Here is a 14,497-nt window from a genome sequence, read left to right as displayed (position 1 = left end):
ATGAACAATATGAACCAAATGATGAAGCAAGTGAAAAAGATGCAGGAGCAAATGCTGAAAGCCCAAGAGGAGCTTGGCGGAAAAGTAATTGAAGGTACTTCCGGCGGCGGTGTTGTGACTGTAGAGGTAAACGGACATAAAAAAGTGCTTTCCATCACCATCAAACCGGAGGCTGTAGATCCTGATGATGTGGAAATGCTGCAAGATCTCGTGTTGACTGCGGTCAACGATGCTTTGTCCAAAGCAGATGAACTGGCTAATGATGATATGGGTAAATTTACAGGCGGTATGAAAATTCCAGGCTTGTTCTAGACTGTGCATAAAGGAGAAACACACTATTGTATTATCCGGAGCCGATTGCAAAGCTGATTGATGCATTTACGCGCCTGCCGGGAGTGGGGCCGAAGACGGCTGCCCGGTTGGCTTTTCACGTACTGAAAATGAAGGAAGACGATGTGATTGATTTTGCCAAAGCACTGGTCAATGTGAAACGCAATCTTCACTTCTGTTCCGTCTGCGGCAATATTACGGACACGGACCCTTGTCGGATCTGTCAGGATAAGACGAGGGATGCTTCCGTCATTTGTGTTGTTCAGGATTCCAAGGATCTGGTAGCTATGGAGCGCACCAAGGAGTTTAATGGCTTTTATCATGTGCTTCATGGGGCAATCTCTCCTATGGAGGGAATTGGTCCTGAGGATATCAAGCTCAAGGAATTATTGAACAGACTTAGTGATGAACGCATCAAAGAGCTGATTTTGGCTACGAATCCGAACATTGAAGGAGAAGCGACGGCCATGTACATTTCCAGGCTGGTGCGTCCTTTTGAAATCAAGGTTACTCGTATTGCCCACGGATTGCCAGTAGGCGGGGATTTGGAGTATGCCGATGAGGTAACACTGTCCAAAGCGCTGGAAGGCCGCAGAGAGCTGAACTAATAAGTACATGTATATGTTATAGATATTTTTAGTGTCGATAAATCGTATGGATTGTCTCGACACAATGGGGAGCCGTTATGGCTCCTTTTTATTTTGTGATGATAGGGCTGGTATGGGCAGTTCTTGTTCTAAGTTTGTCCTCTGTTAAATAAGTATGAATAAGGTAGTCTTACAGACTGTGCACATAAATCAGCTTGTGAGGAGGATGAATGGATGTGGGAACGGGTGAAGCAAAATTTTCGTCGACAAGAGCACGGCAAATCGGAAGCAGAGTATCGTCAGGAGTTGTTTGCCCAGATTCGGGCTTCGCACGCAGAATGGTTAAGAGCGCATCGGTTATTTCATGAAGCTACAGGCGAGGACGAAATCGACTATGCCATTTTTGTTCTGGAAGCTGCGGAGCGTAAATATCAGATACATTTAAAATGTGCCAAACAGCAAGGGTTACATCGTTTCCACCTGCCCGCAGACGAACCGGGGTATGCCAATGACGCAGATCGTGTTCATAAACGGAGGGCCGAATGAGAAGTGCTGTCTGGCTTGTTCTGATTGCCTGTGTTGTGGTGCTGTCATATCTTATCCTCAAAAAACGTCTGGGTATCGGCTGGCTTACTGTGTTTGGAGCACATATGGCTCTGGCGGCAATTGCGCTGTATGTCATTAATTATTCGGGGTGGGTCACGCAGGTGTATATCCCGATTAATCCGGTGACGATGGGAGCTGTAACGACTTTGGGAGTGCCAGGAATCGCGCTTTTACTGGGATTGAAAATGATATTGTTTGGACAGGCTATGTGAGTGTGTACAGAGTTTAATCAAGGAAAAGGATTGAATGTATGTGACTTTTCGCGTAAGGGCAAAGCGAAATATGCTTTTGTTTTAAAATATAGTTGACGACCAATTCAATTATATGATACATTAATTCTCGGCCCTTAAAGCCCGGGAATTTTTTTTGTGAGAACAACGCTGAAATGAAATTGAAAAATAATTTTAAAAAAGTGTTGACTTAAATCCCGAATGTATGTTATATTAATCAAGTCGCCGCTGAGATGCGGTGGCGAAACAAAGCAAGAGAATATGAAGGTTTGATCTTTGAAAACTGAACAACGAGTGAGTGAATCGTGAAGGTTTCGGACATGCTGCAAGGCTGAACGGAGCTGGAGCAAAAAGAGATATTTTATCTCGTCAGTTTCAAAATGAGCACATCGCTCTTTCTATATACCAACTTCGGTTGGTCTTTAATGGAGAGTTTGATCCTGGCTCAGGACGAACGCTGGCGGCGTGCCTAATACATGCAAGTCGAGCGGGGTTGTTGTAGAAGCTTGCTTCTACAACAACCTAGCGGCGGACGGGTGAGTAACACGTAGGCAACCTGCCCATCAGGCTGGGATAACTACCGGAAACGGTAGCTAATACCGGATACATCCTTTCCCTGCATGGGGAGGGGAGGAAAGACGGAGTAATCTGTCACTGATGGATGGGCCTGCGGCGCATTAGCTAGTTGGTGGGGTAAAGGCCTACCAAGGCGACGATGCGTAGCCGACCTGAGAGGGTGATCGGCCACACTGGGACTGAGACACGGCCCAGACTCCTACGGGAGGCAGCAGTAGGGAATCTTCCGCAATGGGCGAAAGCCTGACGGAGCAACGCCGCGTGAGTGATGAAGGTTTTCGGATCGTAAAGCTCTGTTGCCAGGGAAGAACGTCTTGTAGAGTAACTGCTATAAGAGTGACGGTACCTGAGAAGAAAGCCCCGGCTAACTACGTGCCAGCAGCCGCGGTAATACGTAGGGGGCAAGCGTTGTCCGGAATTATTGGGCGTAAAGCGCGCGCAGGCGGCTCTTTAAGTCTGGTGTTTAATCCCGAGGCTCAACTTCGGGTCGCACTGGAAACTGGGGAGCTTGAGTGCAGAAGAGGAGAGTGGAATTCCACGTGTAGCGGTGAAATGCGTAGATATGTGGAGGAACACCAGTGGCGAAGGCGACTCTCTGGGCTGTAACTGACGCTGAGGCGCGAAAGCGTGGGGAGCAAACAGGATTAGATACCCTGGTAGTCCACGCCGTAAACGATGAATGCTAGGTGTTAGGGGTTTCGATACCCTTGGTGCCGAAGTTAACACATTAAGCATTCCGCCTGGGGAGTACGGTCGCAAGACTGAAACTCAAAGGAATTGACGGGGACCCGCACAAGCAGTGGAGTATGTGGTTTAATTCGAAGCAACGCGAAGAACCTTACCAGGTCTTGACATCCCCCTGATCGGTCTAGAGATAGACCTTTCCTTCGGGACAGGGGAGACAGGTGGTGCATGGTTGTCGTCAGCTCGTGTCGTGAGATGTTGGGTTAAGTCCCGCAACGAGCGCAACCCTTATGCTTAGTTGCCAGCAGGTCAAGCTGGGCACTCTAAGCAGACTGCCGGTGACAAACCGGAGGAAGGTGGGGATGACGTCAAATCATCATGCCCCTTATGACCTGGGCTACACACGTACTACAATGGCCGGTACAACGGGAAGCGAAAGAGCGATCTGGAGCGAATCCTAGAAAAGCCGGTCTCAGTTCGGATTGCAGGCTGCAACTCGCCTGCATGAAGTCGGAATTGCTAGTAATCGCGGATCAGCATGCCGCGGTGAATACGTTCCCGGGTCTTGTACACACCGCCCGTCACACCACGAGAGTTTACAACACCCGAAGTCGGTGGGGTAACCCGCAAGGGAGCCAGCCGCCGAAGGTGGGGTAGATGATTGGGGTGAAGTCGTAACAAGGTAGCCGTATCGGAAGGTGCGGCTGGATCACCTCCTTTCTATGGAGAATCGTTTCCTGCAACGGAAACATTCAAATATGAAGCGTAAGCTTCAAAACTCAGGTTTAGGCCTGTTACTCACTCGTTGCTCAGTTTTGAGAGCTCAAACTCTCAAACGTTTGGTGGCGATAGCGGAGGGGTTCCACACGTACCCATCCCGAACACGACCGTTAAGCCCTCCAGCGCCGATGGTACTTGGACCGCAGGGTCCTGGGAGAGTAGGACGTCGCCAAGCGCAACCACTAAAGAAGAACTTCTTTGGTGGTTTATTATGGGCCCTTAGCTCAGCTGGTTAGAGCGCACCCCTGATAAGGGTGAGGTCGGTGGTTCGAGTCCACTAGGGCCCACCATATAACTTTATATCACCTTTTGGGGCCATAGCTCAGCTGGGAGAGCGCCTGCCTTGCAAGCAGGAGGTCAGCGGTTCGATCCCGCTTGGCTCCACCAATTACAACTTCATCAAAAAAACTGCATGATGATCATCCACTCTTCGGAGTTGGGCTGATAATCACACAGGTCACTGTTTCCTTGAAACAGTATTGCACCTTGAAAACTGGATACCGAAACGAAATTGCGTTTTAGAATATTCCTTTACGCTGATCTTGTGTAAACAAGTGAAATAAAGGTAGCTGTCTTGAATTTCATTCACACTTCGGTGATGAACCGAAATCCAAAACAAATCGCATTTACTTTGTAAATGCTAGGTTAAGCTACAAAGAGCACACGGAGGATGCCTAGGCGCCAGGAGCCGACGAAGGACGTGGCGAACAACGATAAAGCCTCGGGGAGCTGTAAGCAAGCTTTGATCCGGGGATGTCCGAATGGGGAAACCCGGCTGTCTTCATCGACAGTCACTTTCTGCTGAATACATAGGCAGAACAGAGGCATACCAGGGGAACTGAAACATCTAAGTACCCTGAGGAAGAGAAAACAATAGTGATTCCGTCAGTAGCGGCGAGCGAACGCGGATTAGCCCAAACCAAGGAGCTTGCTCCTTGGGGTTGTGGGACGTCTCACATGGAGTTACAAAGGAACCGGTTAGATGAAGAGGTCTGGAAAGGCCCGCCAGAGAAGGTAAAAGCCCTGTAATTCAAAACTTGTTCCCTCCGAGACGGATCCCGAGTAGTGCGGGGCACGTGAAACCCCGTATGAATCCGGCAGGACCATCTGCCAAGGCTAAATACTCCCTGGCGACCGATAGTGAAGCAGTACCGTGAGGGAAAGGTGAAAAGCACCCCGGAAGGGGAGTGAAATAGATCCTGAAACCGTGTGCTTACAAGAAGTCAGAGCCCTATTAATGGGTGATGGCGTGCCTTTTGTAGAATGAACCGGCGAGTTACGTTCCCGTGCAAGGTTAAGGTGAAGAGCTGAAGCCGCAGCGAAAGCGAGTCTGAATAGGGCGACTTAGTACGTGGACGTAGACCCGAAACCGGGTGATCTACCCCTGTCCAGGGTGAAGGTGCGGTAACACGCACTGGAGGCCCGAACCCACGCATGTTGAAAAATGCGGGGATGAGGTGGGGGTAGCGGAGAAATTCCAATCGAACCCGGAGATAGCTGGTTCTCCCCGAAATAGCTTTAGGGCTAGCCTCGGAATAAGAGTCGTGGAGGTAGAGCACTGATTGGGTGCGGGGCCCGCAAGGGTTACCAAGCTCAGTCAAACTCCGAATGCCATAGACTTAGTTCCGGGAGTCAGACAGTGAGTGCTAAGATCCATTGTCGAAAGGGAAACAGCCCAGACCATCAGCTAAGGTCCCCAAGTGTGTGTTAAGTGGGAAAGGATGTGGAGTTGCACAGACAACCAGGATGTTGGCTTAGAAGCAGCCACCATTGAAAGAGTGCGTAATAGCTCACTGGTCGAGTGACTCTGCGCCGAAAATGTAACGGGGCTAAACACGCCACCGAAGCTATGGCTTGATGCTTTGCATCAGGGGTAGGGGAGCGTTGAATGCGGGTTGAAGGTGTACCGTAAGGAGCGCTGGACTGCATTCAAGTGAGAATGCCGGTATGAGTAACGAAAAGATCTGTGAGAATCAGATCCGCCGAAAGCCTAAGGGTTCCTGAGGAAGGTTCGTCCGCTCAGGGTAAGTCGGGACCTAAGGCGAGGCCGATAGGCGTAGTCGAAGGACAACAGGTCGAAATTCCTGTACCACCGTAATCCGTTATGAGCAATGGGGTGACGCAGTAGGGTAGTGACGCGGACTGATGGATGTCCGTCTAAGCAGTGAGGCTGGTGTGTAGGCAAATCCGCACATCGTAAGGCTGGGCTGTGATGGGGAGCGAAAATTGTAGTAGCGAAGGTCATGATCTCAGACTGCCAAGAAAAGCCTCTAGCCAGGAGAAGGTGCCCGTACCGCAAACCGACACAGGTAGGCGAGAAGAGAATTCTAAGGCGCGCGGAAGAACTCTCGTTAAGGAACTCGGCAAAATGACCCCGTAACTTCGGGAGAAGGGGTGCCTCGGTAGGGTGAATAGCCCGAGGGGGCCGCAGTGAAAAGGCCCAAGCGACTGTTTAGCAAAAACACAGGTCTGTGCGAAGCCGCAAGGCGAAGTATACGGGCTGACGCCTGCCCGGTGCTGGAAGGTTAAGGGGAGTGGTAAGTCCTTCGGGGCGAAGCTATGAACCGAAGCCCCAGTAAACGGCGGCCGTAACTATAACGGTCCTAAGGTAGCGAAATTCCTTGTCAGGTAAATTCTGACCCGCACGAATGGCGTAACGACTTGGGCGCTGTCTCAACGAGAGATCCGGTGAAATTTTAATACCTGTGAAGATGCAGGTTACCCGCGACAAGACGGAAAGACCCCATGGAGCTTTACTGCAGCTTGATATTGAATTTGGGTACGATCTGTACAGGATAGGTGGGAGCCTAAGAGACTTGAGCGCCAGCTTGAGAGGAGGCATCCTTGGGATACCACCCTGATCGTATCTAGGTTCTAACTTGGTACCGTGATCCGGTACGAGGACAGTGTCAGGTGGGCAGTTTGACTGGGGCGGTCGCCTCCTAAAGAGTAACGGAGGCGCCCCAAGGTTCCCTCAGAATGGTTGGAAATCATTCGAAGAGTGCAAAGGCAGAAGGGAGCTTGACTGCGAGACCTACAAGTCGAGCAGGGACGAAAGTCGGGCTTAGTGATCCGGTGGTACCGCATGGAAGGGCCATCGCTCAACGGATAAAAGCTACCCTGGGGATAACAGGCTTATCTCCCCCAAGAGTCCACATCGACGGGGAGGTTTGGCACCTCGATGTCGGCTCATCGCATCCTGGGGCTGAAGTAGGTCCCAAGGGTTGGGCTGTTCGCCCATTAAAGCGGTACGCGAGCTGGGTTCAGAACGTCGTGAGACAGTTCGGTCCCTATCTGTCGTGGGCGTAGGAAATTTGAGAGGAGCTGTCCTTAGTACGAGAGGACCGGGATGGACGTACCGCTGGTGTACCAGTTGTTCCGCCAGGAGCACCGCTGGGTAGCTATGTACGGAAGGGATAAGCGCTGAAAGCATCTAAGCGTGAAGCCCCCCTCAAGATGAGATTTCCCAATTAGTAAGACCCCTTGAAGACGACGAGGTAGATAGGTTGGGGGTGGAAGTGCAGTAATGCATGGAGCTGACCAATACTAATCGGTCGAGGGCTTATCCTAAGGATAGGACGCAATGGAGTTTCGGATCCAGTTTTCAGGGTGTAACACCTTGAAATTACGCTTGGTATTCTAATTCACTATGGTGATATATAGAATAACGCGCGGAATTTTTGCTAAGTGAGTCCATTTATATGGAGAGATACCCAAGTGGCTATAAGGGGACCCTCTGCTAAGGGGTTAGACTGCGAAAGTGGTGCGAGGGTTCGAATCCCTCTCTCTCCGCCATTTAGGACAAGCTGGCGAAATATTATGTTATGGCGGTGTAGCTCAGCTGGCTAGAGCGTACGGTTCATACCCGTGAGGTCGGGGGTTCGATCCCCTCCGCCGCTACCATACATACCCAGGAGGCTTAGCTCAGCTGGGAGAGCATCTGCCTTACAAGCAGAGGGTCGGGGGTTCGATCCCCTCAGCCTCCACCATTGTGCCGGTGTAGCTCAACTGGTAGAGCAACTGACTTGTAATCAGTAGGTTGGGGGTTCAAGTCCTCTCGCCGGCACCATTTTTGAGAAATTCAGGGAACTGTGGTGTAGAGGCCTAACATGCCTGCCTGTCACGCAGGAGATCGCGGGTTCGAATCCCGTCAGTTCCGCCATTTTTCAATATGATAGTTTTACGCACTAAAGTGGGAAGGGGTATCCCTCCGCACTTTATTTTTTTGTTAATGGATATGGCTCGGTAGCTCAGTCGGTAGAGCAGAGGACTGAAAATCCTCGTGTCGGCGGTTCGATTCCGTCCCGAGCCACCTTTATATGGAGGATTAGCGAAGTGGCCAAACGCATCAGACTGTAAATCTGCTCCCTTACGGGTTCGGTGGTTCGAATCCATCATCCTCCACCAGTTTTATGAGCCATTAGCTCAGTTGGTAGAGCACCTGACTTTTAATCAGGGTGTCGAAGGTTCGAGCCCTTCATGGCTCATCGAAAGTCATCAACTTATAGTTGATGACTTTTTTTGTATGCTTTTTTGCATGGATTTAGGTTATGTTTCTTACTAGCTTTTTTATTTTAAGGTATCGACAGGTTATAATAGGTTCATTATGTTCGCTTAGAGGTTATTCTAAAAAAAGTGAAGTGGTGATCGCGTGGCTTTGGATACGGAATGGATACAGCAACAGCTTCAGAATATTATTCAAGCACCTTTTACTATACTGCCTTGGTGTCCGGAAATGATTGCAGAAGGTCAGCCAGCAGAATCAGCTGTACCGGATAAGTCATTTGTACGTGATAGCAAAATATATTTTCCGTTCCGTGCGGTAGCAGGAGAATTGGCTGCCTTTGCGGTAGAGGCAAAGCATTTGACGGATCGTGAACGGAAGCTGGTTGAGGCGCTACTCTGGAACATGGAGCAATTCTGGCAGGATGGGACGGGGACGCAACGACCCGATAATCCGGTATATGCTGAGGAAGAACAAATGAGGCGTTTTGGACAGTGGCTCATACAGCAGGCTGGCAACCTACAGAATGAAGAAGAGGTTCCTGATGAGTTTGGGCTTCGGGATTCGCTGTCGGCGTGTATGGTTCCCATTGTACTGACTGGTGAAGGAACACAGGGAGGCGCTATTGCCTACACGCAGCTACATCGATTGTTAGCCAGTTATTTTGGCGGGAATGTGCTGCTTACTCCACTGGATGAACAGTCTTGGCTGATTATGGCTAAAAAGGAACTACTGTTGGGAACTGACGACGACCGGGATAAGGATGTCGAAACCAGGGATGCGGATTTTGCGGAATCGCTGGAGGAGGTTCTTACGGCTTTCAGCCTGGGTTTATACGAGCTTATCGCAAATGAGTGGGTAGGTGTATTTCATTTGGCGGTATCCAAGCCGTCTATACCATTGCAAAGTCTTCCCAAAGAGCTGAATTTGTTGTGGGAGACGATCCATCTTGGCAAAATTTTTCATGTAACAGAGCACATCCACTTTTCATGGGAGTTGCATTTGGAGAGGTTATTAAACCGTATTCCGAAGGAGCAACGTGTGCAATTTCTGGAGCAGGTGATGCGGTCGTCCGTCATATTGGAGGACACTGAAACGATGGCCACATTGGATATCTTTTTTCAACTGGATTGTAATGTGAGTGAGACGGCTAAGCGCCTATATGTGCACCGGAATACGTTGATCTACCGTTTGGACAAAATTAAACAGGAGACCGGATTGGATGTGCGGACGTTTAATGATGCGGTTTTGGTCAAGCTTTTTCTACTATTGTACAAAGTGACAAAAAGGAAATAGCATTTTTGTGCAGTTTGCGAATAGCCACGCAGTGGGTACTAGGGTAAGATACAAGTAAGAAATGTATTCGATTTCAAAACTTGATCTTGGGGAGGCAAAAGCTATGGCTGGTGTACGCTTAGAGCATATTTTCAAAAAATACCCGGGTGCAGATAAAGCTACGGTTGTTGATGTCAATTTGGACATTCAAGATAAAGAATTCCTCGTATTGGTCGGTCCTTCCGGTTGTGGTAAATCTACTACGCTCCGTATGATCGCTGGTCTGGAAGAAATCTCGGACGGCAAATTGTACATTGGAGATCGTGTCGTGAATGACGTAGCTCCAAAGGATCGCGATATTGCGATGGTTTTCCAATCCTATGCCTTGTATCCGCATATGAACGTATACCAAAACATGGCTTTTGGTCTGAAGCTCCGCAAGGTGAAGAAAGACGAAATTGATAAGCGTGTACGTGAGGCGGCTAAAATCCTGGATATCGAGCATCTGCTGGATCGCAAGCCGAAAGCGCTGTCAGGTGGTCAACGTCAGCGTGTTGCCTTGGGACGTGCGATTGTACGTGACCCACAAGTGTTCTTGATGGATGAGCCATTGTCCAATCTGGATGCCAAACTGCGTGGTCAGATGCGTGCGGAAATCACGAAGCTGGCTAAACGTCTGGAAACGACTGTTATCTACGTAACGCATGACCAGGTCGAAGCGATGACGATGGGTGACCGGATTGTTGTTATGAAGGATGGCATTATTCAACAAGCTGCATCCCCGGATGAACTGTACAACCGTCCAGTAAATCTGTTCGTAGCTGGTTTTATCGGCTCTCCTACGATGAACTTCATCACAGGCAAGCTGGCTGAGAAGGACGGCGCAATGCATTTTTCTGCACCAGGTCTGGATCTGTTCGTGCCTGAAGGTAAGGGACAGATTTTGAAAGCCAAGGGTTATGTCGGTAAAGAAGTTATCCTGGGTATCCGTCCTGAGGATATTCATGAAGAACCTGTATTTTTGGAGGCTTCTCCGAATACGATCTTTATGTCCACTGTGGATGTTACCGAGAATCTCGGTCATGAAATGTTGTTGTACCTGAGTGGTGCGGGAAATGATACGATTATTGCCCGTGTAGACGGACGTTCCAATACTCGTGATGGTGTCAAAGCGAAGTTGGCTGTCGATATGAACAAGGTTCATATTTTTGATAAGGAATCAGAATTGAGCATTCTGGTTGGTGAATAAGATCAACCGATGAAAGAGAGTCGCAGTTTCCCGGCCGGGGGAAGGCGGCTCTTTTTGTATATCCCATACAGCTTCCAGCTTCGGCATTGCATTCATTGGAAAATTCCGATACGATGGGTACATTGGTATGGGTCTGGGCTCAGGTATGGATTGTTGGCTGGATTATTGAAGGCGAACATTGGACAAGTCCAACTGCATGAGCAGAGGTAACCCGAAATCATGTTGAAAAGGTGAGGCTTGAGCTGGCACAGGATGGGCTGGCGATGGGCTGTATGGTTGATAGGGTGACGCTACATAAATAAGATCACGTATAGAATCCGGTCATGCAGGATGAAGGGGAGAATACGATGGCTAAAAAGGTAAAGGTATCTGAGCTTGTACAGCAATTTCAAATGGAGGTTATTTCTGGTGAGAAAGGTCTGCGCAGGCTGATCACGGTGGATGATTTGAATCGTCCAGGGCTGGAGATGGCCGGGTATTTTGAATACCACACACAGGAGCGGGTGCAGCTTTTGGGAAGGTCTGAGCTGGCTTTTCTCGGTATGCTTCCTCCTGAGGAAAGAAAGGATCGGATGCAGCGTCTATGTACGGAGCTGACTCCGTGTATCATCATAACACGGGGTCTGGAAGTACCCGCAGAACTAGTGGAGGCAAGCGCTGAGCGGGATGTCCCTGTATTGCGAACTAATATGGCCACGACGATTTTATCAAGCCGCATTACGGGTTTTCTTGAAAGAAAGCTGGCTCCTACGGCCACCATCCATGGTGTATTGTGTGATGTGTACGGTGTAGGTATGCTCATTACGGGCAGTAGCGGCATTGGTAAAAGTGAAACAGCACTGGAGCTGGTTAAACGCGGTCATCGTCTGGTAGCAGATGATGCAGTGGAAATTCGGCAAACGTCCGATTTTCAGTTGCATGGTACGGCGCCGGAGCTGATTCGTCACCTGTTGGAAATTCGCGGCGTGGGCATCATTAATGTGATGACGCTGTTTGGTGCAGGTGCAGTTCGTAACAACAAGCGGATTACGCTGGTTGTCCGTCTGGAGGCATGGCAGCAGGATAAGCAGTATGACCGTCTTGGTTTGGATGAAGAAACGACACGTATTATTGACACGGATGTTCCGCTCGTTACGATTCCAGTTCGTCCGGGCCGAAATTTGGCTGTTATTATTGAGGTGGCGGCAATGAACTATCGTTTGAAGCAGATGGGCGTGAACGCGGCTCTGCAATTTACGAACAAGCTGACTGCTACAATTTCTGAAGATATGGAAGATATGGATTAAGGTTGAGTCGTTTGTAAGGAAGAACAAGGAGTGAGAGAAACATATGTCAACGGCAACATTACTGCTGAATCCGATTGCTTTTTCAATTGGGGCAATTAAGGTCCATTGGTACGGGCTTATTTTGGGGCTGGCGGCGCTTGTGGGTTTATATCTCGCCATTCGTGAAGGTAGAAGATTTGGCATTCCGCAGGAATTTTTTATGGATATGCTGCTGTTGGGTGTTCCCTCGGCTATTATTGGAGCGCGTATTTATTATGTAGCCTTCAAATGGGAAGATTATCGAGATAATCTATGGGATGTTTTCAAAATCTGGAATGGCGGTATTGCGATATACGGTGCATTGATCGGCGCGATTATATGTGCAGTCATCTATTTCCGCTATAAGGGTTATAATTTCTGGCGGATTGCCGATATTTGTGCGCCGGGTCTGCTGATCGGTCAAGCGATTGGGCGCTGGGGTAACTTTGTCAATCAGGAAGCCTACGGTGGACCGACAGAAGAAGCGTTTTTGCGGAATCAACTGCATCTGCCGGATTTCATTGTAAATCAGATGAACGTTAACGGGGTGTTTCACCATCCTACATTTCTGTATGAATCCCTGTGGAGTATTGTAGGTGTGATTCTGCTACTCGTCATTCGACGTATGAAATTTGTACGTGCAGGCGAAATGTTTGCGTTTTACTTCATTTGGTACTCAATTGGCCGTTTTTTCATCGAACGTGTACGGACGGACAGTTTGGCTTTTCAGGGACCAGACTGGCTGGCTTCCTTTGTGAATGCTTTGTGGTCTCCTATGGTATGGCTGGGGTTTGAACCAGGGCATCTGGACCCGAGTTACGGTAATGTACGGATCTCGCAACTGCTCCCTATTTTCATTGTTGTAGCTGCTGTGATTTTCATCGTGGTTCGTCGTCGTAAGGGTGCATCTGTTCCTAAATATAGCGATCCGATTGTCTCCAGCAAGGTAGGAGTCGATCAGGTACCTGACGTCACGCCGGAACAGGCTTCCCGCCCGGGTCAAGATACGATTCCTCCGACAACGGCTGCGCCGGATAAGCTACACAAGGAAGACATGGACGAGGACAAGAAGGAGCATCTATGATAAATACGGTTTTATTCGACTTGGACGGTACGATTATGGATACGAATGAGCTGATTATCAACTCATTTCTGCACATTTTGAATCACCCGGACGCTGACCCACTGACACGGGAGCATATTATCCCTCATATGGGCGGAACCCTGGATGACCAACTCCGTACCTTCTCGGGATTAAAGGATGTGTCTGAGCTGGTTAAAGGCTATCGTGCTTATAACTTGCTCCATCACGATCAAATGGTGAAGCCATTTCCGTATGTCATCGAGGTTATTCAGGAGTTGCGTGCGCGGGGAATCAAGCTGGGGGTTGTGACGACTAAAATACGTCCTTCTACGATTCGTGTGCTTGATCTGTTCGATATGACCTCCTCTATGGATTATATCGTGACGGTAGACGACGTAGAGCACCCGAAGCCGCACGCAGAACCTGTGCTTAAGGCGCTGGCTGGCTTGAACGCCAAAGCGGAGCATACGTTGATGGTTGGAGACAGTTCCTTTGATATTCTATCGGCTCAAGCCGCAGGTGTGAAATCGGCGGGTGTAGCCTGGTCGCTCAAGGGTGAGGAAACTCTACGGGGCTATGGACCGGATTACATTTTGCATGATATGCGGGATTTACTGAAGCTGGTGCTTCAAGGTGTCGATGTATCGTGAGGAAGGTTAACCGCTATCCTGTGGAAGGCCCCAATGCGCTGTGGCAGATTTACCGGACGGTAAGCCGCTGGAAAGGGATTAAAAACTTTGTTTTTATACAGATCGCCCGGTATTGTCCCATGCTATCCTGGAAGAATGTCATTTACCGCAGAGTGCTTGGGATGAAGGTAGGGCAGCATGCGGCCTTCGGCCTGATGGTGATGGTAGATGTTTTTTTCCCGGAGCATATTACCATAGGGGACAATTCGGTGATTGGATATAACACGACCATTCTGGCTCATGAATACCTTATACGGGAGTATCGTATTGGTAAAGTGAAGATCGGGAATAATGTGTTAATCGGCGCCAATACGACCATTCTGCCCGGTGTTACTATAGGTGATGGAGCTACAGTAGCCGCCGGGGCGGTTGTGCATAAAGACGTGCCGGCCGGAGCATTTGTAGGTGGTAATCCACTGCGCGAATTAAGACGATCGGGTACGGATGTATAGTAAATAGCATAGCAACAAAGGTCCCTTAAGGATTAAGGGGCCTATTTGTGTTGTTTTTTTGTATAATAAGTAAGGGAAACCGTGTTGGTTATAGTTAAAAATAGAAAATAGACATAGTAGTAGCCAGGCGATATAGGAGCGTGTTGA

General features: G+C 49.1%; 10 protein-coding genes, 10 tRNA genes and 3 rRNA genes. All 23 read left to right on the top strand.

Translation table 11 applies throughout. The features are described from left to right. The 23 genes from ACQ4MX_RS14165 (at position 1) to ACQ4MX_RS14055 (ending at position 14,350) form a co-directional block, all read left to right on the top strand. Positions 1 to 312 carry a YbaB/EbfC family nucleoid-associated protein gene (locus tag ACQ4MX_RS14165; RefSeq protein WP_013308226.1) on the top strand — a complete coding sequence of 104 codons (312 nt, stop codon included), beginning with the start codon at positions 1 to 3 and terminating at the stop codon, positions 310 to 312. A gap of 26 nt (positions 313 to 338) precedes the next feature. Beyond that, positions 339 to 938 carry a recombination mediator RecR gene (recR, locus tag ACQ4MX_RS14160; protein ID WP_025683200.1) on the top strand — a complete coding sequence of 200 codons (600 nt, stop codon included), beginning with the start codon at positions 339 to 341 and terminating at the stop codon, positions 936 to 938. A 213-nt stretch (positions 939 to 1,151) separates the two neighbouring features. Further along, complete coding sequence (locus tag ACQ4MX_RS14155) at positions 1,152 to 1,463, top strand: DUF2508 family protein (protein ID WP_025683201.1); 312 nt, start codon at positions 1,152 to 1,154, stop codon at positions 1,461 to 1,463. Continuing rightward, positions 1,460 to 1,735, top strand: coding sequence for a pro-sigmaK processing inhibitor BofA family protein (locus ACQ4MX_RS14150; protein ID WP_431085551.1), 276 nt, complete (start codon positions 1,460 to 1,462; stop codon positions 1,733 to 1,735). The genes ACQ4MX_RS14155 and ACQ4MX_RS14150 overlap by 4 nt, the downstream gene beginning before the upstream one ends. Positions 1,736 to 2,175: 440 nt before the next feature. Continuing rightward, positions 2,176 to 3,733 (top strand): 16S ribosomal RNA (locus ACQ4MX_RS14145). A 118-nt stretch (positions 3,734 to 3,851) separates the two neighbouring features. After that, positions 3,852 to 3,968, top strand: a 5S ribosomal RNA gene (gene rrf / locus ACQ4MX_RS14140). A 38-nt stretch (positions 3,969 to 4,006) separates the two neighbouring features. Continuing rightward, positions 4,007 to 4,083 (top strand) — tRNA-Ile (locus ACQ4MX_RS14135). A 21-nt stretch (positions 4,084 to 4,104) separates the two neighbouring features. After that, positions 4,105 to 4,180 (top strand) — tRNA-Ala (locus ACQ4MX_RS14130). Between the two features lie 256 nt (positions 4,181 to 4,436). After that, positions 4,437 to 7,363: ribosomal RNA gene (locus ACQ4MX_RS14125) — 23S ribosomal RNA — on the top strand. Together the 16S, 23S and 5S rRNA genes with 10 tRNA genes alongside form the textbook arrangement of a ribosomal RNA operon. A gap of 133 nt (positions 7,364 to 7,496) precedes the next feature. Further along, a tRNA-Ser gene (locus tag ACQ4MX_RS14120) sits at positions 7,497 to 7,588 on the top strand. 31 nt (positions 7,589 to 7,619) lie between these two features. Continuing rightward, positions 7,620 to 7,696, top strand: a tRNA-Met gene (locus tag ACQ4MX_RS14115). Between the two features lie 10 nt (positions 7,697 to 7,706). Further along, a tRNA-Val gene (locus ACQ4MX_RS14110) sits at positions 7,707 to 7,782 on the top strand. A gap of 4 nt (positions 7,783 to 7,786) precedes the next feature. Continuing rightward, positions 7,787 to 7,862, top strand: a tRNA-Thr gene (locus tag ACQ4MX_RS14105). 16 nt (positions 7,863 to 7,878) lie between these two features. Next, positions 7,879 to 7,955, top strand: a tRNA-Asp gene (locus tag ACQ4MX_RS14100). A gap of 77 nt (positions 7,956 to 8,032) precedes the next feature. Beyond that, positions 8,033 to 8,105: transfer RNA gene (locus tag ACQ4MX_RS14095), tRNA-Phe, on the top strand. Between the two features lie 9 nt (positions 8,106 to 8,114). Further along, positions 8,115 to 8,200 (top strand) — tRNA-Tyr (locus tag ACQ4MX_RS14090). A gap of 7 nt (positions 8,201 to 8,207) precedes the next feature. After that, a tRNA-Lys gene (locus tag ACQ4MX_RS14085) sits at positions 8,208 to 8,280 on the top strand. Positions 8,281 to 8,444: 164 nt separating this feature from the next. Then, positions 8,445 to 9,593, top strand: coding sequence for a PucR family transcriptional regulator (locus ACQ4MX_RS14080; RefSeq protein WP_431091211.1), 1,149 nt, complete (start codon positions 8,445 to 8,447; stop codon positions 9,591 to 9,593). A gap of 103 nt (positions 9,594 to 9,696) precedes the next feature. Beyond that, a complete protein-coding gene (locus ACQ4MX_RS14075; RefSeq protein ID WP_431091210.1) occupies positions 9,697 to 10,821 on the top strand; it encodes an ABC transporter ATP-binding protein in 1,125 nt (374 codons plus the stop codon). 347 nt (positions 10,822 to 11,168) lie between these two features. Further along, a complete protein-coding gene (gene hprK, locus ACQ4MX_RS14070) occupies positions 11,169 to 12,107 on the top strand; it encodes an HPr(Ser) kinase/phosphatase (protein WP_134911655.1) in 939 nt (312 codons plus the stop codon). Positions 12,108 to 12,150: 43 nt separating this feature from the next. Further along, positions 12,151 to 13,209, top strand: coding sequence for a prolipoprotein diacylglyceryl transferase (lgt, locus tag ACQ4MX_RS14065; protein WP_431091209.1), 1,059 nt, complete (start codon positions 12,151 to 12,153; stop codon positions 13,207 to 13,209). Continuing rightward, positions 13,206 to 13,859, top strand: coding sequence for a pyrophosphatase PpaX (ppaX, locus tag ACQ4MX_RS14060; RefSeq protein WP_192512684.1), 654 nt, complete (start codon positions 13,206 to 13,208; stop codon positions 13,857 to 13,859). Before lgt ends, ppaX begins: the two co-directional genes overlap by 4 nt. Further along, the gene (locus tag ACQ4MX_RS14055) at positions 13,856 to 14,350 is read left to right on the top strand and encodes an acyltransferase (RefSeq protein ID WP_431091208.1); all 495 of its coding nucleotides are present in this window, start codon (positions 13,856 to 13,858) and stop codon (positions 14,348 to 14,350) included. The genes ppaX and ACQ4MX_RS14055 overlap by 4 nt, the downstream gene beginning before the upstream one ends. Positions 14,351 to 14,497 lie beyond the last annotated feature (147 nt).

This window comes from Paenibacillus sp. 8b26, from assembly GCF_050626875.1.
Lineage (GTDB): Bacteria > Bacillota > Bacilli > Paenibacillales > Paenibacillaceae > Paenibacillus.
The sequence above is the reverse complement of the archived record's forward strand: the minus strand, read 5'-3'. Positions and strand labels throughout refer to the sequence as shown.

Excerpts from the sequence above, each read along its gene's own strand:
- ACQ4MX_RS14075 (WP_431091210.1), top strand. The coding sequence starts at position 9,697 with ATGGCTGGTGTACGCTTAGAGCATATTTTCAAAAAATACCCGGGTGCA.
- ACQ4MX_RS14165 (WP_013308226.1), top strand. The coding sequence starts at position 1 with ATGAACAATATGAACCAAATGATGAAGCAAGTGAAAAAGATGCAGGAG.
- ACQ4MX_RS14155 (WP_025683201.1), top strand. The coding sequence starts at position 1,152 with ATGTGGGAACGGGTGAAGCAAAATTTTCGTCGACAAGAGCACGGCAAA.
- ACQ4MX_RS14150 (WP_431085551.1), top strand. The coding sequence starts at position 1,460 with ATGAGAAGTGCTGTCTGGCTTGTTCTGATTGCCTGTGTTGTGGTGCTG.
- lgt (WP_431091209.1), top strand. The coding sequence starts at position 12,151 with ATGTCAACGGCAACATTACTGCTGAATCCGATTGCTTTTTCAATTGGG.
- ppaX (WP_192512684.1), top strand. The coding sequence starts at position 13,206 with ATGATAAATACGGTTTTATTCGACTTGGACGGTACGATTATGGATACG.
- hprK (WP_134911655.1), top strand. The coding sequence starts at position 11,169 with ATGGCTAAAAAGGTAAAGGTATCTGAGCTTGTACAGCAATTTCAAATG.